Genomic DNA, 22,423 nt, shown 5'->3' on the forward strand with positions numbered 1-22,423 from the left:
CGCGTAGACGACCCCCGTCCCCAGGAGTGTGCGCCATCAACGCGTCCAGCAGCCCTCCGGCCGGAGCGGCGGTCCACGGTCAGGCGACCGCCGTCGAACTCGCCGGGATCACCAAGCGTTTCCCGGGCGTCGTGGCCAACCACGACATCCACCTCAGCGTCCGCAAGGGCACCGTGCACGCGCTCGTCGGTGAGAACGGCGCCGGCAAGTCGACGCTGATGAAGATCCTCTACGGCATGCAGAAGCCGGACGAGGGAACCATCTCCCTCGACGGCGAGCAGGTCACCCTGCACAGCCCGGCCGACGCCATCGCGCGTGGCATCGGCATGGTGCACCAGCACTTCATGCTGGCCGACAACCTCACCGTGCTGGAGAACGTGGTCCTCGGCAGCGAGAAGCTGTACGGCATCGGCGCCAAGGCCCGGCGCAGGATCCAGGAGATCTCCGACCGCTACGGCCTCGGCGTCCGCCCCGACGTCCTGGTCGAGGAGCTCGGCGTCGCCGCCCGCCAGCGCGTGGAGATCCTCAAGGTCCTCTACCGCGGCGCCACCACGCTGATCCTCGACGAGCCGACCGCCGTGCTCGTGCCGCAGGAGGTGGACGCGCTCTTCGCCAACCTGCGGGAGCTGAAGTCCGAGGGCCTGTCCGTCATCTTCATCTCGCACAAGCTGGGCGAGGTGCTCTCCGTCGCCGACGAGATCACCGTCATCCGCCGCGGCACGACGGTCGGCACGGCCGTCCCCGCCGAGACCACCCCGCGCCAGCTCGCCGAGATGATGGTCGGCAGCGAGCTGCCGACGCCGGAGACCGCCGAGTCCACGGTCACCGACCGTCCGGTGCTCGGCGTCGACAAGCTGCGCCTGGAGGCGCCCGGCGGCAAGGCGATCCTCGACGACATCACCTTCACCATCCACGCGGGCGAGGTCCTGGGCATCGCCGGCGTCGAGGGCAACGGCCAGACCGAGCTGGTCGACGCGCTGATCGGCCTCAAGCACGCCGACTCCGGCACGATCACGCTGGCCGGCGAGGAGGTCACCGCCTGGCCGACGCGCAAGCGCCGCGAGCAGGGCGTCGGCTACATCCCGGAGGACCGCCACCGCCACGGCCTGCTCCTGGAGGCCCCCCTCTGGGAGAACCGCATCCTCGGTCACGTCACCGAGAAGCCGAACGCCAAGGGCGTGTGGCTGGACCCGAAGGCCGCGCAGGAGGACACCCGCCGGATCGTCGAGGCGTACGACGTCCGCACCCCCGGCATCGACGTCACGGCCGCCTCGCTGTCCGGCGGCAACCAGCAGAAGCTGATCGTCGGCCGCGAGATGAGCCACAAGCCGCGCTTCCTCATCGCCGCGCACCCCACCCGCGGTGTGGACGTCGGCGCGCAGGCCGCGATCTGGGACCACATCCGGCAGGCCCGCCGCGAGGGCCTGGCCGTGCTGCTGATCTCCGCCGACCTCGACGAGCTGATCGGCCTGTCCGACACGCTCCGGGTGATCTACAACGGCCGGCTGGTCGCCGACGCAGACCCGGCCACCATCACCCCGGAGGAGCTGGGCTCCGCCATGACGGGTGCCGCCACCGGCCACCTGGAACACGAAGAGACCCCCGAGATCCGCAAGTCTCCCGAGGCTGGGGAAGACGAGGCCCGCTGATGAAGAAGTTCGACAAGGAGCGCGTGCTCCTCGCGGTGGCCGGCCCGGTCATCGCGCTCGCCGTGGCCTTCGTGCTGAGCGCGATCGTGCTGATCGCCTCCGGCAAGAACCCGGTCGAGCCGTTCGCCCTGATGTTTGAGCAGCTCGGTTTCTCCGACATCCAGGTCCTGATCATCAACCAGGCCTCGCTGTACTACATCGCCGCGCTGGCGGTGGCCATCGGCTTCCGGATGAACCTGTTCAACATCGGTGTCGACGGCCAGTACCAGCTCGCCGCCATGATGGCCGCCATCGTCGGCGCCCACATGAACCTGCCGGCCGCGATCCAGATCCCGCTGCTGCTCCTCACCGCCCTGTTCACCGGCGCCTTCTGGGCCGGCATCGCCGGTGTCCTGAAGGTCACCCGGGGCGTCAGCGAGGTCGTGGCGACGATCATGCTCAACGCGATCGCCACCTCCGTCATCGGCTACCTGTGGCTGCCGACCGTCTTCGGCGTCAAGGTCGGCAACAACAACACCACCGGCGAGATGCACTCCTCCGGCTGGGTGCCCGGCATCGACATGGGCCCGGCCGGCGAGATCTACGGCCTGGTCGTCCTCGCCGTGCTCCTCGGCATCGGCTACTGGGTCGTCCTCAACCGCACCCGCTTCGGCTTCGACCTGCGCGCCTCCGGCGCCTCCGAGAGCGCCGCCGCGGCCTCCGGCGTGGACCCCAAGCGGATGACGCTGACCGCCATGCTGATCTCCGGCGCCATCGCCGGTCTCGCGGGCCTGCCGATCCTGCTCGGCGACACCCACACCTACAGCCTCAACTTCCCCACCGGCATCGGCTTCCTGGGCATCGGCATCGCCCTGCTCGGCCGGAACAGCCCGGTCGGCATCGCGTTCGCCGCCCTGCTGTGGGCCTGGCTCGACAAGGCGTCGCCCGAGCTGGACTTCCACGGCTACGACAAGGAGATCGCGGTCATCATGCAGGGCCTGATCGTGCTGTCGGTCGTCGTCTCCTACGAGGCCGTCCGCGAATGGGGTCTGCGCCGCCAGCAGCGCCGGGTCGGCGCCGAACTCGCCGCCGGTCACGTGCTCGGCGCCCACAACACGAAGGAGGTGGCTGGCCGATGACCACCGCGACCGACGTCAACCAGCCCACGCTGCAGCCCGCGGCGCCGACCGGCCGCCGCCTGTCGTGGCCCGTCCTGCTGCTGGTCATCGCCGGAGCGCTGGCGCTGACCTCGCTGGTCCGCATCATCACCGGCGCCGACGGCATCACCAACGTCAGCCAGATGTCCACCGCCCTCCAGCTCGCCGTGCCGATCGGCCTCGCCGGTCTCGGCGGCCTGTGGGCCGAGCGCGCGGGCGTGGTCAACATCGGCCTCGAGGGCATGATGATCCTCGGCACCTGGTTCGGCGCCTGGGCCGGCTTCCAGTGGGGCCCGTGGACCGGTGTCCTGGTCGGCATCATCGGTGGCTGCCTCGGCGGCCTGCTGCACGCCTTCGTGACCGTCACCTTCAACGTCAACCACATCGTCTCCGGTGTGGCCATCAACATCCTCGCCCTCGGCGCCACCCGCTACCTGGCCCCCCTCGCCTTCGAGGGGCACGCGGGCGGCTCCGCCAAGCAGTCCCCGGCGGTGGAGTCCCTCGGCAACTTCACGGTGCCGGGTCTCTCCGACGGCCTCAAGGAGCTCAACGACCAGGGCTGGTTCCTGATCTCCGACATAGCGGGCCTGCTCGGCGGCCTGGTCACCAACGTCTCCTGGCTGACCCTGATCGCCATCGCCCTGGTCCCCGCCACCTGGTGGATCCTGTGGCGCACCGCGTTCGGCCTGCGCCTGCGCTCCTGCGGCGAGAACCCGGTCGCGGCCGAGTCGCTCGGCGTCAACGTGTACAAGTACAAGTATCTGGCGGTCGTCATCTCCGGCGGCCTGGCCGGCCTCGGCGGTGTCTTCCTCTCCATCGTCGCCAACCCCTTCTACCTCGAGGGCCAGGTCAGCGGCCGCGGTTACATCGGCCTCGCCGCGATGATCTTCGGTAACTGGATGCCGGGCGGACTCGCCGTCGGCGCCGGTCTGTTCGGCTACACCGACAGCCTCAACCTGCGCGGCGGCTCCGAGAACGTCCACGCCCTGCTGCTGCTCGGCGCGCTGCTGCTGGTCATCGGCGCCGTCTGGCTGGTGATCCGCAAGAAGTACGTCAACGCCCTGATCACCCTGGTCGTCGGCGCCCTGGTCTTCGCCTGGTACGCCACCACCGACGAGGTCCCCAACCAGGTCGTCTCCGCCACGCCGTACGTCATCACCCTCGTCGTCCTGGCCCTCTCCGCCCAGCGGCTGCGGATGCCGAAGGCGGACGGTCTGCCGTACCGGAAGGGACAAGGCAAGTGACGCCGACGGCCGACGTCGACTGGGAGGCGCTGCGCACCGTGGCCCGCGAGGCCATGAGCCACGCGTACGCCCCCTACTCCGGCTACCCCGTCGGGGTCGCCGCCCTGGTCGACGACGGGCGAACGATCAGCGGCTGCAACGTCGAGAACGCCTCGTACGGCCTGTCCCTGTGCGCCGAGTGCGGGCTGGTCTCGGAGTTGCAGCGCTCCGGTGGCGGCCGGCTCACGCACTTCACCTGCGTGGACGGCCGGGGCGCACTCCTCGTCCCGTGCGGTCGCTGCCGCCAGCTGCTGTACGAGTTCGGCGGGCCGGAGCTGCTGCTGGACACCCCGGCGGGCATCCTGCCGCTGTCGGAGATGCTGCCCCAGGCCTTCGGGCCGGGGCACCTCTCCGCGTAACCCGTACGGCCCCTGGGACCCCGATCCGCAGGGGCCGTACTCTTCGCCATCCCCGGAAGGAAAGCCAGCATGGCCATGGACGCCATCTCCGTCATCCGCACCAAGCGGGACCGCGGTGAGCTCAGCGACGAGCAGATCGACTGGGTCGTCGACGCGTACACGCGCGGCGAGGTGGCCGACGAGCAGATGTCGGCGCTCGCGATGGCCATCCTGCTCAACGGCATGAACCGCCGTGAGATCGCCCGCTGGACCGCGGCGATGATCGCCTCCGGCGAGCGCATGGACTTCTCGTCCCTGTCCCGCCCCACGGCGGACAAGCACTCCACGGGCGGCGTCGGCGACAAGATCACCCTGCCGCTGGCGCCCCTGGTCGCCGCCTGCGGCGCGGCGGTTCCCCAGCTGTCCGGCCGCGGCCTCGGCCACACCGGCGGCACGCTCGACAAGCTGGAGTCGATCCCGGGCTGGCGCGCGCTGCTGTCGAACGAGGAGATGCTCAACGTCCTGGACACGACCGGCGCGGTGATCTGCGCGGCGGGCGACGGCCTGGCACCGGCGGACAAGAAGCTGTACGCGCTGCGGGACGTCACGGGCACGGTCGAGGCGATTCCGCTGATCGCCTCCTCCATCATGTCCAAGAAGATCGCGGAGGGCACCGGCGCGCTGGTCCTGGACGTGAAGGTGGGCACGGGCGCCTTCATGAAGACGATCGAGGACGCGCGGGAACTGGCGTCGACCATGGTGGGCCTCGGCACGGACCACGGCGTCAGGACGGTGGCCCTGCTGACGGACATGTCGACGCCGCTGGGCCTGACCGCGGGCAACGCGCTGGAGGTCCGCGAGTCGGTGGAGGTCCTGGCGGGCGGCGGCCCCGCGGACGTGGTGGAGCTGACCCTCGCCCTGGCCCGCGAGATGCTGGACGCGGCGGGCGTGCGCGACGCCGACCCGGCGAAGGCGCTGGCCGACGGCTCGGCGATGGACGTCTGGCGCCGGATGATCGCGGCCCAGGGCGGCGACCCGGACGCCCCGCTGCCCACGTCGCGGGAGCAGCACGTGATCACGGCCCCGTCCTCCGGTGTCCTGACCCGTCTCGACGCCTACGACATCGGCGTCGCCGCCTGGCGTCTGGGCGCCGGACGCGCCCGCAAGGAGGACCCGGTGCAGGCCGCCGCGGGCGTCGAGCTGCACGCGAAGCCCGGCGACACGGTGACCGAGGGCCGGCCCCTGCTGACCCTGCACACCGACACGCCGGAGCGCTTCGAGTACGCCCTGGAGGCGGTGGAGGGTTCGTACGGCATCGCGGCCCCCGGCACGGCCTTCACGCCGTCCCCCGTGGTGCTGGAACGTATCGCCTGACCTGGGGTTTCTCCTTTCGGGTGAACGGGATCGGTGGACCGCCATCGGTCCCGTTCGGCATGCTGGGATCGGTGACGCACCGATAGGAGACCGCCAGTGCGACACGAAGTCGCTCCACCCAAGTGGATGGCCTGTACGAGGAAAGAAGGTCATGAGCAGGTCATCCCGGACCAGTGTCCAAGGTCCGTCCCCACTTCCGCATGCGCCGCTGGCAACGGCGGGGTGTGAAGCCGGAAGCGCAAGCCCAAGAGCGGCACGGCCATCGGGCCGCAACAGGCGAGGGGAAGACCGGACGGGCTAATGCGAATGAACCCTTGATGAAGTCTCGTAGCTCCTCTGCCGCGTCGATGGTGAGCTGTCGGCGGCGAATAGGCCCTGGCGTGGAAGAGCGCATGACGACCCCTGAAGATTGGCGTCGAAGGGGGAGGACACCGTCGGGCCCGGGATTAAGAGGGAGCCCACCCCGGTCGCATCTTGTGGGAGTGGAACGTGGAAACCCCGTTGGAGTCCGGGAGCGATCCCGGTAAGCCGGAGGAAACAAAGGCCCAAGCCTCCAGCGGGACAGGATGATCCGAGAAGCGAACGCCGACAGGGCGAAAGCCCAGAGGAAAGGGACGCGGAGTCCTCTACCGCGTCACATAACTCGTCGGATACGGGAGCAACACCCCGGCCCGAAAGGGAGCCCACGCGGATCAGGTGGGCCCGTGAAGAAGAACTGCAAAGGACCTCGAACCGAAGGGCAAGTTGGATGCCGAAGGCAGGTGAAGCAGCGACGCCTGTGGCGACGATGCCTCCTACGACGGCGAACGGATCGGAGGACTACGCCCAAGCCTGGCACGACATTGATTGGGCCAAGGCGGAAGCGTCGGTACGGCGACTGAGGCAGCGCATCTTCACAGCCACGCAGGAAGGGGACCTGAAGAAGGTCCGGAACTTGCAGAAGCTGATGCTGCGGTCTCACGCGAACACGCTCGTGAGCGTGAAGCGGGTGACGCAGCAGAGCACAGGCCGTCGGACAGCAGGGATTGACCGAGAACGTGTGAGCTGACCCCGGTCTCGTGGAGTCCCTGAAGCCAGGCTTATGATCCTGGCCCGAAGGAGAACCACGAGCAGTGCCAGCACCACGTAAATACCCGGACGAGCTCCGTGAGCGGGCCGTCCGAGAGGTCCGCACGACGGGCCGTCCGATTGCGCACGTCGCCAAGGACCTGGGCATCCACAAGGAAGCCCTGCGCGGCTGGGTCCGCCAAGCCGAGGCGGACAGCGGCGAGCGCGACGACCGGCTGACCAGCGTCGAGCGTGAGGAGCTGAAACAACTCCGCAAAGAAGTAGCGGAGTTGAGGCGGGCGAACGAGATCCTCAAAGCGGCGAGTGCGCTTTTTGCCCAGGAGCTCGACCGTCCCCGGACGAGGCCGACCAGGTGATCGACAGCCTGAAGGACAGCGGCTTCGGGGTCGGGCCCGTATGCCGGGTGCTCGGCTGGTCCGAGTCGGCCTACTACGCCCGCAAGAAGCGGCCGAAATCGGCCCGCCGACTGCGGGACGAGCAGCTCATGCCCCTGATCGAGCAGGTCCACGCCGAGTCGGGCGGCACCTATGGCGCCCGCCGGATCACCCGCGCGCTCAGGCGTAAGGGCGTCGACGTGGCCCGCTGCACCGCCGAACGGCTGATGCGCGAGCTGGGCCTGGAGGGCGTCATCCGTGGTCAACGCCGCAGGACCACCGTGCCGGAGCCGTCGGCGCCCCGCCCGCCGGACCTGGTCGACCGCGATTTCACCGCATCCCGCCCCGACCAGCTGTGGGTGGCGGACATGACGTATGTGCGCACCTGGTCCGGGTGGGCATACGTGGCGTTCGTCCTGGACGTGTACTCGCGGATGATCGTCGGCTGGCAGGTCGCGAACCACATGCGGACCGAACTCCCCTTGGACGCACTGGAGATGGCGTTGTGGAGACGGAGGATCAAGAAGGACTCCGGCCTCATTCATCACAGCGACCGCGGGTCGCAATACGTATCGATTCGGTACACCGACCGGCTCGCCGACATCGGCGCCTCCGCGTCGGTCGGCTCCGTCGCGGACAGCTATGACAACGCGATGGCCGAGGCCCTGAACGGCACCTTCAAGGCCGAGCTCATCGAGATGCAGGGCCCCTGGAAGGACGTCGACCAAGTCGAGCGGGCGATCTTCCAGTGGGTCACGTGGTACAACGAAGAACGCCTCCACTCCGCCCTCGACTACGTACCGCCGGCCGAGTACGAGCAAGCCTTCTGGCGAAGCCAGGAGCAGGCCCCGCAGTCCGCCTGAAACAAGATCACCGGACTCTACGAGACTCGGGGCAGCTCAGTGCGCTCACTCCGAGCGCGCGAGGGCGACTGGCCGCTGAAATCGCAGCGGAGCGTTGTCCTGGAAAGCCCCTGCCCGTCCGGCGTGTGTACATTCCCAAAGCCAACGGAAAGCAGCGACCCTTGGGTATTCCAGTGATCCGTGACCGGGTCCGTCAGGCTCGCGTCAAGAACGCACTGGAACCCGAGTGGGAAGCCCGGTTCGAGCAGCGAAGCTACGGTTTCCGCCCTGGCCGGGGCTGTCATGACGCGATCGGTGCCATCTTCAATATCGCGGGCCAGAGACGGGCCAGGCGGTTATGGGTGCTCGATGCTGATCTGACAGCGGCGTTCGACCGTATTTCGCACGACCACCTGATGGGCCTCATCGGTACCTTCCCGGCGCGGGAAGCGATCCGGGGGTGGCTCAAGGCAGGGGTGATGGATTGTGGACGATTCTCGCCCACCGATGAGGGGACTCTTCAGGGTGGTGTGATCAGCCCGTTGCTGCTCAACGTGGCCTTGCACGGCATGGAGACAGCGGCCGGGCATATCACGGAGGGACGCTCCAACAAGTCCCGAAGGGATGCTCCGGTCCTGGTTCGGTACGCGGATGACTTCGCTGTGTTCTGTCACAGCGAAGACGAAGCCCGCCGGGTCAAGGAGCAGCTGGCTCGCTGGATGATCCCGCGCGGGGTCGCCTTCAACGAGGAGAAGACATCCGTCCTCCACCTTGAAGAAGGCTTCGACTTCCTCGGGTTCAACATCCGGCGATACAGCGGGACTCTGCTGATCAAGCCGAGCAAGGCGGCTGTGAAGAGGGTCCGGGAACGGCTCCGCAGTGAAGTGATCGGCCTGCGAGGGGCGAACGCTGGAGCTGTGGTGAGGAGGCTCAACCCGATCATCAAGGGGTGGGCCACCTACTACCGGACGGTGGTGTCCAAGGAGACCTTCAAGTCCCTGGACTTCTACGTGTGGACGCTCACGCAGAAGTGGGTCAAGCACTCCCACCCGAACAAGCCGAAGAGCTGGCGACTGGCCAAGCACTACGGCGTCTTCAACTCGACCCGGAAGGACCAGTGGGTCTTCGGTGACCGGGACACCGGCACCTACCTCTACAAGTTCAACTGGACCAGGATCGTCCGGCACGTGATCGTCAAGGAAGGCAACTCACCTGACGATCCATCACTGGCCGAGTACTGGGCGAACCGCCGACGCAAAAGGATGCCCGGGACCGCCGACAGGTGGACCATCACCCTCGCATCCCGTCAGAAGGGGATCTGCGCGCTGTGTGAACAGCCCCTGATCCCCGATGCCGAGTACACACCGGACAACCCGCGCGAGTGGGCCGCCTGGTTCTCGGCATCGATGAAGCCGCTGCACAAGCACCACTTCATCTACCGGCGCGACGGCGGCTCGGACGAGCGGACGAATCTTCGCCTCGTACACGCCGACTGCCATCGCGAGCACCATGCCGGCGACCACAGAAGGGCCAAGCAAGATGACCGACCCGCGTGACTCCAGGGGCCCGCTTGAGCCGGATGCGGTGAACAGCCGCACGTCCGGTTCTGAGGGGGCCGGAGGGCGGCAACGCCCTCCGGCTACCCGACTGAGCGCACTCACCGTCGACCATGCGGCGGCCAGTGGCCACGAGTGGGACGACCTTGTCCGGATCTGGCAGGAGACGGACGCACCCGAGGGCTGCAAGGTGGAGATCATCGAAGGGATCGTCACCGTGGCACCGCCGTCGTCCAATGCCCACAACGACATCGCCGACCTTGTGCAGCGCAGTCTGTACGAGGTGATCCCCAAGGAATGGGGCATTTACCAGACGCTGGGCACAGCTGTTCCGTCTCGTGACGGGCTGTACATCCCGGACATCGCCGTGGCGCCGAGGCAGGCCCTGCGCGCCGAGAAGCGCAACTACGTGGCGGCGGAGGCGGCCGAGCTCATCGTGGAGATCACCTCCAGGTCGAACGCGAGCCATGACCGGATCAAGAAGGCTGCAGGCTACGCCCAGGCCGGGGTACCCCTGTATCTCCTCATCGACAGCTGGGCACCCGGAGGGCCCACCATCACGCTGTACGGCGAGCCTCGGAGCGCCGTCTACCGAGTGCTGCACGCCGGCAAGTTCGGCGTCACCGTTCCGCTGCCCAAGCCCTTCGCCCTCGACCTGGACACGAGCGACTTTCCCAACGGATGACCCGCCGTCAGCCGAGCCGCGCCGCCACCACCACCAGAACCGGCACTGACAGCACCGTCGACAGCAAAATCGCCTCGCGCGCCAGCGCCTCGCCCACCCGGTAGCTGCTCGCGTAGGTGAACAGGTTCTGCGCGGCGGGCAGCGCGGACGTCACCACCACGTCGAGCAGCGACGCCCCCCGAAGGCCGAAGACACCCGCCGCCAGTACCCAGGCGAGCACCGGCTGGGCGACCGCCTTCAGCGCCACCGCGAGCAGCACCGGCCCCCGCTCCCCGCCGCGCAGCGGCAACGTGCTGCCGCGCAGGGAGATGCCGAAGGCGAGCAGGACGGCCGGTACGGACATGTTCCCGATCAGCGTCAGCGGGTCCATGACCGGACCGGGGACGTGCAGACCCGTCCCCGACACCGCGACCCCCGCCAGCGAACCCAGGGCGATCGGATTGCGCAGCGGAGTGAGCAGACGCTGCCACAGCGGCCGCGTCGCCCCACCGCCGGTCGACAGGTCCAGGATCGTCAGCGCGACCGGCGTGACCCCGACGAGCTGGAACAGCAGCACCGGCGCCACCAGCGACGCGTCCCCCAGCACGTACACGGCGATCGGGATGCCGAGGTTGCCGGAGTTGACGTAGCTGGAGCACAGGGCGCCGATCGTCGTACGGCCCACGCCCCAGCGGCGGGCGACACCCACGGCCACGAACACGCCCGCCACGGCCGCCGTGCTCAGCGCCGTGACCAGGAGCCGGCTGGAGAAGATCACCGAGAGATCGGCGCCCGCGAGGGTGGTGAACAGCAGGGCCGGTGAGGCCACGTGGAAGGCGAGCCTGGTCAGGACCTCACGGCCCTGGTCGCCGAGGTGACCGCGCACACCGAGCAGGTAACCGGCCCCGATGACGACCGCGATCACCGCGAAACCGCTCAACACCCCCTGCACAGGGCCTCCTCGGCGCGGAGGAGGACACCGGGTATCGCGGGCGGGGCTGATCCATGGGGCATGCACCCAACCCTCTGGGGCGGCCCTCGCCCAGGTCAATGTGATCCTCGTGGCGCGGCACGGGGCCGGTCCGCGATGACTTATGGCGGTCCCGGCGGTCTATGGGACGTGGATGCCATGACCCCCGCCGAATTCGTGCTGGCCGGCCCCGTCACCCGGGACGAGGTGAAAGGGCTGTGCGATGACGTGCGGGCGTTGCTGGAGGCCACAGGGGCGCCCGTGGTGGTGTGCGATGTCGGGGGTCTCGGGCCACCGGGTCTGGCGACGGTCGATCTGCTGGCCCGGCTGGCGCTGACGGCAAGACGGGCCGGGTCCGGGATCCGGCTGCGTGACCCCGACCCGGCGCTACACGCCCTCCTCGATCTGGTCGGTCTCCGCTTCGAGGTGGAGGGGCAGCCCGAACAGCGGGAACCAGCGCTTGGTGTCGAGGAAGCAGTGGAACCCGGTGATCCGGCCGTCTGAGATCTCCAGTACCTGCACCGCCCACGCGGCGAAGCCGCCCGACTCCGGGTCCGGCTTGTAGTGCGCGAAGCCCGGCAGGCCGTTGACCTCGACGGGCCGCAGCCGGGAGCCGGCGCAGGCGGAGCCGAGGGTGGTCATGAAGCCGGTGATGTCGGCCGGGCCGCGCAACCACAGGTCGAACGGCGGCATCGTCATCACCGCGTCCTCGTGCAGCAGGGCGGTCAGCGCCGTCATGTCGTAGCCCTCGAAGGCCGCGACGTACCGCTCCAGGAGCTTTCGCTGCTCCTCGTCCAGGGGGTCCGACACCGCCGCGTCGGCCCCCTGGTCGGCCCGCTCGGCGAGGGTCGCGCGGGCGCGCTGGAGGGCGCTGTTGACCGACGCGACCGAGGTGCCGAGCAGCTCGGCGACCTCGCTCGCCTTCCAGGCGAGCACCTCGCGCAGGATCAGCACGGCCCGCTGCTTGGGCGGCAGCTGCTGGAGGGCGGCCATGAAGGCCAGCCGCACCGACTCCTTGGCTACCGTGGCCTCCGCGGGGTCGGCGGTCGAGGGCAGCACACGGGCGTCCGGCATGGGCTCCAGCCAGGTGTGGTCGGGGCGCGGGGACAGCGCCGCCTGGGCGAGCGGGGTCGACTCCGACAGGTCCATCGGCCGGGCGCGCCTGTTGCCCGCGTTCAGCATGTCCAGGCACACGTTGGTCGCGATGCGGTAGAGCCAGGAGCGGACGCTGGAGCGTCCCTCGAACTTGTCGAAGCTGCGCCAGGCGCGGACGAGGGTGTCCTGGACCGCGTCCTCCGCCTCGAAGGAGGAACCGAGCATGCGGTAGCAGTAGCCCGTCAGCTCGACCCGGTGTTTCTCCAGTGTGGCGTCGAGGTCCGTCGTCGCCGTGCCGTTGCTCATCGTCCACCCACCCCTGTGGCCGTTCCGGTGCTGCGCGCCTTTGCGTGCAGCACTTCGGAAGCTACCGCAGGCCACTGACAACGGCTCCCGGAGTGGGGAAAGGAGCAGGTCAGTCTGGGGGCGGGGCAGGGGCCGGCTACGCCGTGCGGGCCGCGGCCACCCGGGCCGCCGCGACCGAGCCCAGCAGCGTGATCCCGACGACGCCCAGCACCGCGAGCAGACCGACCGCCACGGTCCCGGCCCAGCCGCCCGCGTGGAAGGCCATCGCCCCCACCGTGCTCCCCGCGCTGGAACCGACGTAGTACGCCGACTGGTACAGCGCCGAGGCCTGGGCGCGTCCGTGCGTCGCCGTCCTGCTGACCGCGGAGGAGGCCACCGCGTGCCCCGCGAAGAAGCCCGCCGTGATGAGCACCAGGCCCAGCAGCACCAGCGCCAGCGAGTCGGCCAGGGACAGCAGCAGTCCCGCGGCCGTCGTGCCGCCGCCCAGGTACAGCGCGCCCCTGCGCCCCAGCCGCCCGACCAGCCGGCCCGCCGCCGACGCCGACACCGTACCCACCAGGTAGACGAGGAAGACGGAGCCCACCACGCCCTGCGGCAGCCCGAACGGCTCCTGCGTCAGCCGGTAGCCGATCACCGTGTACACGCCGCCGAACACCGTCATGAACAGCGCGCCGATCGCGTACAGCCGGCGCAGCAGCGGGTCGGCGAGGTGCGCCCGTACCGTGCCCAGCAGCACCCGCGGGCGCAGCGAGCCCGCGGTGAAGTGCTTCGGCGCGGGCAGCAGCAGCCGGAAGGCGACCGCGCAGGCCACGGCGAGGACGCCGAGCGCGCCGACCGCCACCCGCCAGCCCCACTCCTGCGCGACCCACCCGGTGACGACCCGGCCGCTCATACCGCCGACGCTGTTGCCCGCGACGAACAGACCGATCGCCGTGACCAGCGCCCTCGGCCGGACCTCTTCCGCCAGGTACGCCGTCGCCGACGCCGGCAGTCCCGCCAGCGCGGCGCCCTGCACCGCCCGCAGCGCGACCAGCGTCGTCAGCGATCCGGCGAAGGGCACCAGCAGTGCCACGGCCACGGCCACCGCCAGCGACGCCGTCATGACCGTACGGCGCCCGAACCGCTCGGACAGCGCGCTCATCGGGATCACGAACAGCGCCAGACCGCCCGTCGACGCCGCCACCGTCCAGCTCGCCTCGCTCGCCGTCACGCCGAAGTCCCCCGAGATCAGGGGGAGCAGGGCCTGCGTGGAGTACAGCAGCGCGAAGGTGGCCACGCCCGCGAGGAAGAGGGCGAAGCTCATCCGGCGGTAGCCGGGGCCGCCCGGGGTCATACGGGAGTCGGTGACGGGAGCGGAGGAGGCGGCGCCCACGGTGGTGGACGCCCCGGTACTGGCGGGAGTCATGTCTCGAAACTACGTACGCTCCCGCTCATCCGTCCAATGCACGGAATCGCCATAATCGTTCCCATGGTGCATCAACAGAGCTCACGGCCTCGGCTGTCACCGGCCAGTGACACAGAAGACATCGTCACACTCCTCGCCCCACGGCTCGCGCACTTCGCCGGCGTCGCCCGCACCGAGCACGTCACGAGGGCCGCGCGGGAGATGAACGTCCCCCAGTCCACCCTTTCCCGCGCGATGGTCCGCCTCGAAGAGGACCTGGGCGTCGACCTGTTCGCCCGCCGTGGCCGCACCGTCTCCCTCACCACCGCCGGCCGCGCCTTCCTCGCCTCCGTCGAGCGGGCCCTCGCCGAGATCGAGCGGGCCGCGGACGAGGTGCGCGCCGACGCCGACCCGACCACCGGGAAGGTCGCGTTCGGGTTCCTGCACACCATGGGCGCGGAGACCGTCCCGGGTCTGCTGCACGCCTTCCGCGCCGACCACCCCCGGGTCCGCTTCAGCCTGGTCCAGAACTACGGCGAGGCCATGCTCGAACGCCTGCGCGCCGGCGAGCTGGACCTCTGCCTGACCTCGCCCGTCCCCGACGCCCCCGACCTGGTGGCCCGCCGCCTCGACGAGCAGAAGCTCCGTCTCGTGGTCCCGGCCGATCACCGGCTGGCCACCCGCAGACGCGTCCGCCTGGCCGAGGCCGCCGAGGAGACCTTCGTCACCCTGGAGCCCGGATACGGCCTGCGCCGCATCACGGACGACCTGTGCCGCGAGGCCGGCTTCAAGCCGCGCGTCGCCTTCGAGGGCGAGGAGGCGGAGACGCTGCGCGGCCTGGTGGCCGCCGGCCTGGGCGTGGCCCTGCTCCCACCCCCGGCGGTGGCCCGGCCCGGTGTGGTGGAGCTGACCGTCACGGCTCCCCGCGCGGCACGCGAGATCGGCGTGGCCTGGCTGGAGGGCCGCCCGGACACCCCGCCCGTGGCCGCCTTCAAGAAGTTCCTGCTCTCCCGAAGGGGCAACCTGCTCCCCACGTGACCGCGGACGCCGGTGGGGGACGCGGAGCAGCCCCGAGGCGCGGCTCCACCACGTGGACGCCCCCGCCCCGACGCACACCTTGAGTCCCGCCGAATCCCTCGACCCCGGCACCCGTCGTTCGTCCACAAACCCGTCGGCCGGCCGAACCCTTCGGTCTCGGCGCCCAAGCCTTCGCCCGCACCCGGCGGCCGTCCGAACCTGGCGGCCGGCCGAGCCCCTGGGTCTCGGCGTCTCGTAGTTGGCCCGCACCTGGCGGCCGGCCGAACCTCTGCGCTCAGCGTTTCAACGACCGTTCGAACCTGGCGGCCGAACCCTTGGGTCTCGGCGTCTCGTAGTTGGCCCGCACCTGGCGGCCGGCCGAACCCCTGCGCTCAGCGTTTCAACGACCGTCCGAACCCGGCGGCCGGCCGAACCCCTGGGTCTCGGCGTCTCGTAGTTGGCCCGCACCCGGCGGCCGGCCGAACCCCTGTGCTCAGCGTCTCAACGACCGTTCGAACCTGGTGGCCGGCCGAACCCTTGGGTCTCGGCGTCTCGTAGTTGGCCCGCACCCGGCGGCCGGCCGAACCTCTGCGCTCAGCGTTTCAACGACCGTTCGAACCTGGCGGCCGAACCCTTGGGTCTCGGCATCTCGTAGTTGGCCCGCACCCGGCGGCCGGCCGAACCCCTGCGCTCAGCGTTTCAACGACCGTCCGAACCCGGCGGCCGGCCGAACCCCTGCGCTCAGCGCCTCAACGACCGTCCGAAGCCGGAGGCCAACGGCATCCGCAATCCCAGCGGCGGCGGAGCGGCCAGCGCGTCCTCGACGGGCCGGGACAACGACCGCCCGAACAACGCGCCCAGCACGAAGTCCTCTGTCAACGCCAGTACTTCGTCCCGGTGCTGACGCAACCCGTGCCCGTCCGAGTGCACTTCGAACCGGCACACGTCCCGGTTGGCCTTCTTCACCCGCGCCGCGTACCGGAACGACAGCTCGGGGTCCGTCCGCTCGTCGTTCGTGCCGTGCACGATGAGCACCCGCCGCCCCACCAACTGCTTCACCGGTTCGGGCGACGCGGCCACATCGTCCTCCGGCAGCCAGGGGGCGATGGCGACCACGGAGTTGACGGCCTCGTGCCCGCCCGCGTGCAGCGCCGCGCGCCCGCCCATGTCGATCCCGGCCAGGCAGACGGGGACGTCGCCGTACCGCCGTACCGCCTCGTCCGCCGCCCAGGCGGCGTCCCGGGCCAGATGGGCCTCGCTGCCGTTCCACCCGCGACAGCGGTAGTGCACGACATGGGCGGCCAGCCCCTCGGCGCGTCCCGCGCGTACCAGACGGCGTCCCAACCCCTGTACGGACGCGGCCGCGAGCAGGGAGGAGGGCCTGCGGGTGGAGTCCTCCTCGCCGCGGGGGAGCAGCAGCACCACTCCGCTCACCGCCGTCGGTTCCGGACCGAACGCCCGTCCCAGCCGGGCCGTGCGAACCGGCGTCGCTTGCTGTGCCATGACAGAACAGTGTCAGAAGCGCCGGTGTACGCCACCCGTCCGCACGGTCACCGTTACGTATCGGCGGAAACGTACACCGGGCGATCTACGCGCGTAGGAGTTAGAGTGCGGAAATGACGAGCCAGACTGACCGGATGGGGCGCACGCCGAACTCGGACCAGATCCGCCGGGCGCCCAAGGTTCTGCTGCACGACCACCTCGACGGCGGGCTGCGTCCCGGCACCGTCGTCGACCTCGCCCGCGCGCCCGGCTACACCGAACTTCCCGACACCGACCCCGACAAGCTCGCCCTGTGGTTCCGCGAGGCCGCCGACTCCGGTTCGCTGGAGCGGTATCTGGAGACCTTCTCGCACACCGTCGGGGTCATGCAGACCCGCGAGGCCCTGGTCCGGGTCGCCGCCGAGTGCGCCGAGGACCTCGCCGAGGACGGTGTCGTCTACGCCGAGGTGCGTTACGCCCCCGAGCAGCACCTGGAGGGCGGGCTCACCCTCGAGGAGGTCGTCGAGGCCGTCAACGAGGGCTTCCGGGAGGGCGAGCGGATCGCCCGGGAGAACGGCCACCGCATCCGCGTGGGCGCCCTGCTGACCGCGATGCGGCACGCGGCCCGCGCCCTGGAGATCGCCGAACTCGCCAACCGCTACCGGGACCTCGGCGTCGTCGGCTTCGACATCGCGGGCGCCGAGGCGGGCTACCCGCCCACCCGGCACCTCGACGCCTTCGAGTACCTCAAGCGCGAGAACAACCACTTCACCATCCACGCCGGCGAGGCCTTCGGGCTGCCGTCCATCTGGCAGGCCCTGCAGTGGTGCGGCGCCGACCGGCTCGGGCACGGGGTGCGGATCATCGACGACATCGAGGTCGCCGAGGACGGCAGCGTGAAGCTCGGGCGGCTCGCCTCCTACGTCCGGGACAAGCGCATCCCCCTGGAGCTGTGCCCCAGCTCCAACCTCCAGACCGGCGCGGCCTCCTCGTACGCCGAGCACCCGATCGGCCTGCTGCGGCGGCTGCACTTCCGCGCGACCGTGAACACCGACAACCGCCTGATGTCCCACACCAGCATGAGCCGGGAATTCGAGCACCTTGTCGACGCATTCGGTTACACGCTCGACGACATGCAGTGGTTCTCGGTCAATGCTATGAAGTCGGCATTCATTCCTTTCGACGAACGACTGGCCATGATCAATGACGTGATCAAGCCCGGATATGCCGAGCTGAAGTCCGAATGGCTGTTCCAGCAGACCGCTTCCACCAGGGGATCTGGCGCTTTGGAGGGCTGAGCGGGGGCGGGGAATGCGGGCGGGCGTTCACCATCCGTCCGTATTTCCATGTTTGCGGAGGGTGGCGTCACGTGTTTACGTTCTTGGACCGCTCCCCCCTGATTCGTCATCCCCGTCATCCCGTTTCCGTCAGTCAAGGACGCAATTCACGATGAAGCAGTCTGCCGCCAAGACCCTCGGTGTCGCCGCCCTCGGTGCCGCCTTCGCCGCCGCCGGCGCGGGTGCCGCCAACGCCGCTCCGGCCGCCCTTCCGGACGCGAGCCAGGCTCTGGACACGGTCGCCCGGACGCTGCCCGCGGAGAACCTCAACCAGACGGTGCCGGGCTCGGCCGCGGCGCTGCACCAGGGTCACACCGCGCTCGGCGCCGGCCTGCGGGCGGCCCAGCCGGCCGCCGAGTCGGTGCTCGCCGAGGGTCCGACCGGCCCGGCCGGCAAACTGCTCGGCGGGCTGCCGGTGCAGGGCCTGCCCACCCACGGCACCCCGGTGAACGGCATCCCGCTGGGCTGAGCCACCCCCGTGAACGTGCCGATGGGGCGCATCCCGAAGAAGGGTGCGCCCCATCGGCGTGTGCCCCTGAGGGAGGGCGGATCCGGTGGCTGTCACCAGGCCGTGCGGGCCGCCTTGGCCTCCGACGGCAGCAGGATCCACAGCGCGGCGTAGAGCAGGAACTGGGGGCCGGGCAGCAGACAGGAAAGCAGGAAAATCACCCGCATCGTCGTCGCGGAGGTGCCGAAGCGCCGTGCCAGCGCTGCGCACACTCCGCCGATCATCCGACCACTGGTGGGGCGGGCAAGGCGGCTCATCGCGGCTCCTTCGTGAGCGTCTGTCCGAGGCATCCCTGCCGGCTGCCTCGTCTGACATCAACGCTATGGCGACGAAGGGGGCAAAGCGTCACTCCATGGGGCGATCCCGACCCTGGGAATCGTCGGGGTACGACCCTGATACGTGTCCTCCCTGGGCGGTGACGGCGGCGACGCCCGGCGCCGGGCCTCCGCCCTGCGGCGTAGCCAGTGGCGGCCCGCCGGCACGACCGCGACGTGGGTGAAGGCGACGCCCGTGGTGTTCAGCAGCAGCGAGTCCACGTCCACGACCTGGCCGGGCACGCCGGTCTGGAGCAGCTCGATGCCGAGCGAGATCAGTGCCCCGGCGGCGACCGTGCGGACCAGGGAGCCGAGCGGGGAGACCCGCAGTCTGCCGGCGACCACCGGCAGCAGCACGCCCAGCGGCGCGAGCAGCCCCAGTCCGGCGCCGACGGCGCGCGCCGCCTGCGGCCAGCCCAGCGCGAGGTCGGCACGGATGCCGGCGAGCGGACGCAGATTGGCGGGCATCACCCAGGGCACGTCCAGCGGACGCAGCGTGTACCAGGCGACGAACGCGAGATGCGCGGCGAGGAGGACACCCCCCGTCACGCGCATGCGGATCGCGGCGCTGCCGCCCCTGGAGCCTTGACGCTGCACGACCCCCTAGACGCGGTCCACGGCGGGATCGGTTCCGTGTCGGGACCCCGTACCCGCGTGAGGGCTGCGCCACACCTGCCGTCAGCCGGCCGTGACCTCCGTCGACGGCGGTTCCGCCTCGCCCGGGCGGGCGCGGACGTCGGCGGTGCACTCGTAACGGCGGGGCGGCGCGGCACCGGGCCCGCCGAGAATCACCGAGCCGTCGCCCTCGGCCGCCGCCGAGTCGGAGAACGTGCAGACGACCTGGGCGAGCGCGTACGCGGTGAGGTCGCCGGGGGCGGTCGTCAGCCGCAGGGTGTCGTCCGGGTCCCTCGGGCCGGGCCCGCCCACCGTCGTCCCGCCGCGCACGTTCGTGGAGTACCCGGCCTGCTTCTCGGCCGCCGACGGCGTCCTGGCGAGTTCGTCCAGCAGCCCCTGAGCGACCAGCACCCGCCGTTTCGAGTCCTCCGCGCCCTCGGGCACCCGCACGGTCCGGTCGACGGTGACCAGCGACGATCCGCAGAGCAGGAACACCTGCACCGGCATGCCCGGCGCGGACTGCGGGGCGGTCCGCTGCCCGGCCAGTGAGCAGTGCGCCCGCGACGGCGCCGGGCCGAAGTCCGTCGGCACCTCGGTGGCCCGGATGCCGCACCCGGCGAGCAGCGCGGCGAGCACCGGCAGAGCCGGCCAACGAGCCTTCCTCACGCCTCCCCCTTCTCGGAGTGCTTCTCCTCCGCCGCCCGCACCACGTCCGACGCGTCCCGCGGCAGCCGCAGCGTGAACACCGCGCCGCCCTCGGGCGAGTTCGCGGCGGTGATGTCGCCGCCGTGGATGTGGGCGTTCTCCAGGGCGATGGACAGGCCGAGGCCGCTGCCCTCGGACCGCGGGCGGGAGGCGCTGGCCTTGTAGAAGCGGTCGAAGACGTGCGGCAGGACATCCTCGGGGATGCCGGGCCCGTGGTCGCGCACCTGGATGACGACCTCGCTGTCCTCCTCGCGCACGGCCACCCGCACCGGCGAACCGCCGTGCTTGAGCGCGTTGCCGATGAGGTTGGCGAGTATGACGTCCAGGCGGCGCGGGTCGAGGCGGGCGTGGATGCCGCGCTCGGCGTCCAGCTCGACCGCGTCCAGCCAGGCGCGGGCGTCGATGCAGGCGGTGATCTGGTCGGCGACGTCGACGTCGTCCAGGACCAGCCGGGCGGTGCCCGCGTCGAAGCGGGTGACCTCCATGAGGTTCTCCACCAGGTCGTTCAGCCGCCGGGTCTCGCTCACCACCAGCCGTACCGCGGGCTCGATCATCGGGTCGAGGCCGCCGCTCTCGGAGTCCAGCTCCTCCTCCAGCACCTCGGTCACCGCGGTGATCGCCGTGAGCGGCGTGCGCAGCTCATGACTCATGTCCGCGACGAACCGACGGGACGCCTCGTCCCGCGCGGCCATGTCCGCGACCCGCTTCTCCAGAGCCTCCGCGGCCATGTTGAACGTGCGCGACAGATCGGCCAGTTCGTCGGTCCCCGACACCCTCAGCCGGGTGTCCAGCTCACCCTCCCCGAGCCGCCGCGCGGCGACACCGAGCCGGTGCACCGGCTTCAGCACGGTCGTGGCGGCGGCCTGCGCGAGCAGTGCCGAGCCGATCAGCGCGAGACCGGTGGCGATGCCCAGCGACCAGGCCAGGGAGTTGAGGTCCTTGGCCTCCGGCTCCAGCGACTTGACCATGTAGCCGGTCGGCCCGCCGCCGATCACCCGCGTGCCGGCCACCAGATACGGGGTGCCGTCGTCGACGATCCGCTGCCAGTACAGGTGGTACGGCGACTTGTTGCTCGCGGAGAGCGGCTGCTGCTTGTTCACGGCCGTACGCAGCGACGTCGGTACGTCCGCCAGCGCGAAGCCGTCGTTCAGGCCGCCGGAACTGCCGTACACCGCTCTGCCGTTCGCGTCCTCGGCGACGAGGAGCACGCTGAAGCGCTGGCTGCTGCTGGCCATCTGGCCCGCGGTGCGCTGCAGTTCGTCCTGGCCGGGGTGGGCGGGCAGGGCGCCGGCGCGGTTCTTCATCTCCTGCTCGAAGTCGCGCAGCACCGCGTCCTGGGTGCGGGTGAGCACGGCCTCGCGGTTGAGCCAGTACGCGATACCGGACGCGGACACCGCGGCCGTCAGCGCCACCAGCGCGAACACGAGGATCAGCCGCAGCCGCAGACTGGTGAAGCGCAGCGTGGACAGAGCTCCCTTGCGTGCCGCGGTCAAGCCGCGCAGACCCGCTTGCGCCTCGGTCACTGAGGCGGATCCAGCCGGTAGCCGACGCCCCGCACGGTACGGATCAGCGTCGGGGACGACGGCACGTCCTCGACCTTGGCGCGCAGCCGCTGGACGCAGGCGTCCACGAGCCGGGAGTCACCGAGGTAGTCGTGCTCCCAGACCAGCCGCAGCAACTGCTGCCGGGACAGCGCCTGACCGGGCCGCCGGCTCAGCTCCAGCAGCAGCCGCAGCTCGGTCGGCGTGAGCTGGAGGTCCTCGCCGTTCTTCGTCACGGTCATCGCCGCGCGGTCGATGACGAGGCTGCCGAAGGTCGCCGCGTCGTTCGCCTCCCGCTCGCCGCGCCGCAGCACGGCCCGGATGCGCGCGTCCAGCACCCGGCCCTGCACCGGTTTGACGACGTAGTCGTCGGCGCCGGACTCCAGCCCGACCACCACGTCGATGTCGTCGCTCCGGGCGGTCAGCAGGATGATCGGCAGCTGGTCGGTGCGCCGGATGCGTCGGCACACCTCGAATCCGTCGATGCCGGGCAGCATCACATCCAGCACGATGAGGTCCGGCCGCTGTTCGCGCAGCAGCTTCAGACCGTCCTCACCGCTGGCAGCGGTCGCCACGCGGTGCCCCTGGCGCGTCAGTGAGAGCTCCAGGGCCGTACGGATGGCGTCGTCGTCCTCGATCAGCAACAGGGAAGGCACGGGCTCATTCTGGCCCATGGTGGGTCGGCGTTTCGACACTCGGGCAACCGCGTAGCCGGACCGCTTCTGTCTGTGACCGTGCTGTGGGTGTTCCGCGAACGGGCTGCGACCCGCGCCCTGTGACAGGTCTGTGACAGTCGGCGGACACGGTCATGATGTCGGCTCGGCAAGCTTTTCGGCACAGGCAAGGAAGCAGGACGAGCAAGACC

General features: G+C 70.4%; 21 protein-coding genes and 1 pseudogene. 13 read left to right on the forward strand and 9 right to left on the reverse strand.

Features of this window, described 5'->3' with window-relative positions:
* The first annotated feature begins 26 nt into the window (after window positions 1-26).
* The 9 genes and pseudogenes from IPT68_RS22510 (at window position 27) to IPT68_RS22550 (ending at window position 10,305) form a co-directional block, all read left to right on the forward strand.
* Window positions 27-1,649 (forward strand): ABC transporter ATP-binding protein, encoded by a 1,623-nt coding sequence (locus IPT68_RS22510; RefSeq protein ID WP_189700895.1) that lies wholly within the window; start codon window positions 27-29, stop codon window positions 1,647-1,649.
* On the forward strand, window positions 1,649-2,767 hold the full coding sequence (locus IPT68_RS22515; RefSeq protein ID WP_189700894.1) for an ABC transporter permease: 1,119 nt from the start codon (window positions 1,649-1,651) through the stop codon (window positions 2,765-2,767). Before IPT68_RS22510 ends, IPT68_RS22515 begins: the two co-directional genes overlap by 1 nt.
* The gene (locus IPT68_RS22520; RefSeq protein WP_189700893.1) at window positions 2,764-4,029 is read left to right on the forward strand and encodes an ABC transporter permease; all 1,266 of its coding nucleotides are present in this window, start codon (window positions 2,764-2,766) and stop codon (window positions 4,027-4,029) included. Before IPT68_RS22515 ends, IPT68_RS22520 begins: the two co-directional genes overlap by 4 nt.
* A gap of 53 nt (window positions 4,030-4,082) precedes the next feature.
* Window positions 4,083-4,427 (forward strand): cytidine deaminase, encoded by a 345-nt coding sequence (locus IPT68_RS22525; protein WP_229818474.1) that lies wholly within the window; start codon window positions 4,083-4,085, stop codon window positions 4,425-4,427.
* 75 nt (window positions 4,428-4,502) lie between these two features.
* Window positions 4,503-5,780, forward strand: coding sequence for a thymidine phosphorylase (locus IPT68_RS22530; protein WP_189700980.1), 1,278 nt, complete (start codon window positions 4,503-4,505; stop codon window positions 5,778-5,780).
* Window positions 5,781-6,528: 748 nt separating this feature from the next.
* A pseudogene (locus IPT68_RS22535) lies at window positions 6,529-6,816 on the forward strand (reverse transcriptase N-terminal domain-containing protein); the annotation flags it as partial.
* Window positions 6,817-6,892: 76 nt separating this feature from the next.
* Window positions 6,893-8,085 (forward strand): IS3 family transposase gene (locus IPT68_RS22540; RefSeq protein WP_407699453.1). Its coding sequence is split into 2 segments (ribosomal slippage): window positions 6,893-7,157 and window positions 7,157-8,085, totalling 1,194 coding nucleotides; the frame shifts between segments, so codons are not numbered across the junction.
* A 161-nt stretch (window positions 8,086-8,246) separates the two neighbouring features.
* Complete coding sequence (locus IPT68_RS22545) at window positions 8,247-9,620, forward strand: group II intron reverse transcriptase (RefSeq protein WP_407699454.1); 1,374 nt, start codon at window positions 8,247-8,249, stop codon at window positions 9,618-9,620.
* Between the two features lie 91 nt (window positions 9,621-9,711).
* Window positions 9,712-10,305 (forward strand): Uma2 family endonuclease, encoded by a 594-nt coding sequence (locus tag IPT68_RS22550; protein WP_189702250.1) that lies wholly within the window; start codon window positions 9,712-9,714, stop codon window positions 10,303-10,305.
* Window positions 10,306-10,312: 7 nt separating this feature from the next.
* Here the strand turns inward: IPT68_RS22550 and IPT68_RS22555 are convergent, their stop codons facing one another.
* Window positions 10,313-11,236 (reverse strand): AEC family transporter, encoded by a 924-nt coding sequence (locus tag IPT68_RS22555; RefSeq protein WP_189702219.1) that lies wholly within the window; start codon window positions 11,234-11,236, stop codon window positions 10,313-10,315.
* 135 nt (window positions 11,237-11,371) lie between these two features.
* Here IPT68_RS22555 and IPT68_RS22560 point away from each other — a divergent pair, with 135 nt between their 5' ends.
* On the forward strand, window positions 11,372-11,758 hold the full coding sequence (locus tag IPT68_RS22560) for an STAS domain-containing protein (protein ID WP_189702220.1): 387 nt from the start codon (window positions 11,372-11,374) through the stop codon (window positions 11,756-11,758).
* Here IPT68_RS22560 and IPT68_RS22565 read toward each other — a convergent pair.
* The gene (locus tag IPT68_RS22565) at window positions 11,642-12,655 is read right to left on the reverse strand and encodes a sigma-70 family RNA polymerase sigma factor (protein ID WP_189702221.1); all 1,014 of its coding nucleotides are present in this window, start codon (window positions 12,653-12,655) and stop codon (window positions 11,642-11,644) included. The genes IPT68_RS22560 and IPT68_RS22565 overlap by 117 nt on opposite strands.
* 136 nt (window positions 12,656-12,791) lie before the next feature.
* Window positions 12,792-14,060 (reverse strand): MFS transporter, encoded by a 1,269-nt coding sequence (locus tag IPT68_RS22570; RefSeq protein ID WP_189702222.1) that lies wholly within the window; start codon window positions 14,058-14,060, stop codon window positions 12,792-12,794.
* 63 nt (window positions 14,061-14,123) lie between these two features.
* On the opposite strand from IPT68_RS22570, the gene IPT68_RS22575 reads away from it, so the two are divergent.
* Window positions 14,124-15,077 (forward strand): LysR family transcriptional regulator, encoded by a 954-nt coding sequence (locus IPT68_RS22575; RefSeq protein WP_189702223.1) that lies wholly within the window; start codon window positions 14,124-14,126, stop codon window positions 15,075-15,077.
* Window positions 15,078-15,797: 720 nt separating this feature from the next.
* Here the strand turns inward: IPT68_RS22575 and IPT68_RS22580 are convergent.
* Window positions 15,798-16,559 carry a prolyl oligopeptidase family serine peptidase gene (locus tag IPT68_RS22580; RefSeq protein ID WP_189702224.1) on the reverse strand — a complete coding sequence of 254 codons (762 nt, stop codon included), beginning with the start codon at window positions 16,557-16,559 and terminating at the stop codon, window positions 15,798-15,800.
* 113 nt (window positions 16,560-16,672) lie between these two features.
* Here IPT68_RS22580 and IPT68_RS22585 point away from each other — a divergent pair, with 113 nt between their 5' ends.
* Together IPT68_RS22585 and IPT68_RS22590 are read left to right on the forward strand one after the other, a co-directional pair.
* Window positions 16,673-17,836, forward strand: a complete 1,164-nt coding sequence (locus IPT68_RS22585; RefSeq protein ID WP_189702225.1) for an adenosine deaminase — start codon at window positions 16,673-16,675, stop codon at window positions 17,834-17,836.
* Window positions 17,837-17,987: 151 nt separating this feature from the next.
* Complete coding sequence (locus tag IPT68_RS22590; protein WP_189702226.1) at window positions 17,988-18,344, forward strand: ATP-binding protein; 357 nt, start codon at window positions 17,988-17,990, stop codon at window positions 18,342-18,344.
* A 92-nt stretch (window positions 18,345-18,436) separates the two neighbouring features.
* Here the strand turns inward: IPT68_RS22590 and IPT68_RS22595 are convergent, their stop codons facing one another.
* The 5 genes from IPT68_RS22595 to afsQ1 all read right to left on the reverse strand — a co-directional run bounded on the left by IPT68_RS22595 (window position 18,437) and on the right by afsQ1 (window position 22,214).
* On the reverse strand, window positions 18,437-18,640 hold the full coding sequence (locus IPT68_RS22595; RefSeq protein ID WP_189702227.1) for a PspC domain-containing protein: 204 nt from the start codon (window positions 18,638-18,640) through the stop codon (window positions 18,437-18,439).
* Window positions 18,641-18,703: 63 nt separating this feature from the next.
* Entirely contained in the window at window positions 18,704-19,294 is a 591-nt protein-coding gene (locus IPT68_RS22600) for a VanZ family protein (protein ID WP_189702228.1), read from the reverse strand.
* Between the two features lie 81 nt (window positions 19,295-19,375).
* Window positions 19,376-19,978 carry a hypothetical protein gene (locus IPT68_RS22605; protein ID WP_189702229.1) on the reverse strand — a complete coding sequence of 201 codons (603 nt, stop codon included), beginning with the start codon at window positions 19,976-19,978 and terminating at the stop codon, window positions 19,376-19,378.
* Window positions 19,975-21,540, reverse strand: coding sequence for a sensor histidine kinase (locus tag IPT68_RS22610; RefSeq protein ID WP_189702230.1), 1,566 nt, complete (start codon window positions 21,538-21,540; stop codon window positions 19,975-19,977). Before IPT68_RS22610 ends, IPT68_RS22605 begins: the two co-directional genes overlap by 4 nt.
* Window positions 21,537-22,214 (reverse strand): two-component system response regulator AfsQ1, encoded by a 678-nt coding sequence (gene afsQ1 / locus IPT68_RS22615; RefSeq protein WP_189702231.1) that lies wholly within the window; start codon window positions 22,212-22,214, stop codon window positions 21,537-21,539. The genes IPT68_RS22610 and afsQ1 overlap by 4 nt, the downstream gene beginning before the upstream one ends.
* Window positions 22,215-22,423: the final 209 nt, after the last annotated feature.

This window comes from Streptomyces chromofuscus, from assembly GCF_015160875.1.
Classification (GTDB): Bacteria; Actinomycetota; Actinomycetes; order Streptomycetales; family Streptomycetaceae; genus Streptomyces; species Streptomyces chromofuscus.

Bases quoted from the DNA above. Each gene is read 5' to 3' on its own strand.
- IPT68_RS22565 (WP_189702221.1), bottom strand. From the start codon at position 12,655: ATGAGCAACGGCACGGCGACGACGGACCTCGACGCCACACTGGAGAAA.
- IPT68_RS22525 (WP_229818474.1), top strand. From the start codon at position 4,083: ATGAGCCACGCGTACGCCCCCTACTCCGGCTACCCCGTCGGGGTCGCC.
- IPT68_RS22575 (WP_189702223.1), top strand. From the start codon at position 14,124: ATGGTGCATCAACAGAGCTCACGGCCTCGGCTGTCACCGGCCAGTGAC.
- IPT68_RS22585 (WP_189702225.1), top strand. From the start codon at position 16,673: ATGACGAGCCAGACTGACCGGATGGGGCGCACGCCGAACTCGGACCAG.
- IPT68_RS22570 (WP_189702222.1), bottom strand. From the start codon at position 14,060: ATGACTCCCGCCAGTACCGGGGCGTCCACCACCGTGGGCGCCGCCTCC.
- IPT68_RS22595 (WP_189702227.1), bottom strand. From the start codon at position 18,640: ATGAGCCGCCTTGCCCGCCCCACCAGTGGTCGGATGATCGGCGGAGTG.
- IPT68_RS22580 (WP_189702224.1), bottom strand. From the start codon at position 16,559: ATGGCACAGCAAGCGACGCCGGTTCGCACGGCCCGGCTGGGACGGGCG.
- IPT68_RS22560 (WP_189702220.1), top strand. From the start codon at position 11,372: ATGACTTATGGCGGTCCCGGCGGTCTATGGGACGTGGATGCCATGACC.
- IPT68_RS22520 (WP_189700893.1), top strand. From the start codon at position 2,764: ATGACCACCGCGACCGACGTCAACCAGCCCACGCTGCAGCCCGCGGCG.
- IPT68_RS22530 (WP_189700980.1), top strand. From the start codon at position 4,503: ATGGACGCCATCTCCGTCATCCGCACCAAGCGGGACCGCGGTGAGCTC.
- IPT68_RS22590 (WP_189702226.1), top strand. From the start codon at position 17,988: ATGAAGCAGTCTGCCGCCAAGACCCTCGGTGTCGCCGCCCTCGGTGCC.
- IPT68_RS22515 (WP_189700894.1), top strand. From the start codon at position 1,649: ATGAAGAAGTTCGACAAGGAGCGCGTGCTCCTCGCGGTGGCCGGCCCG.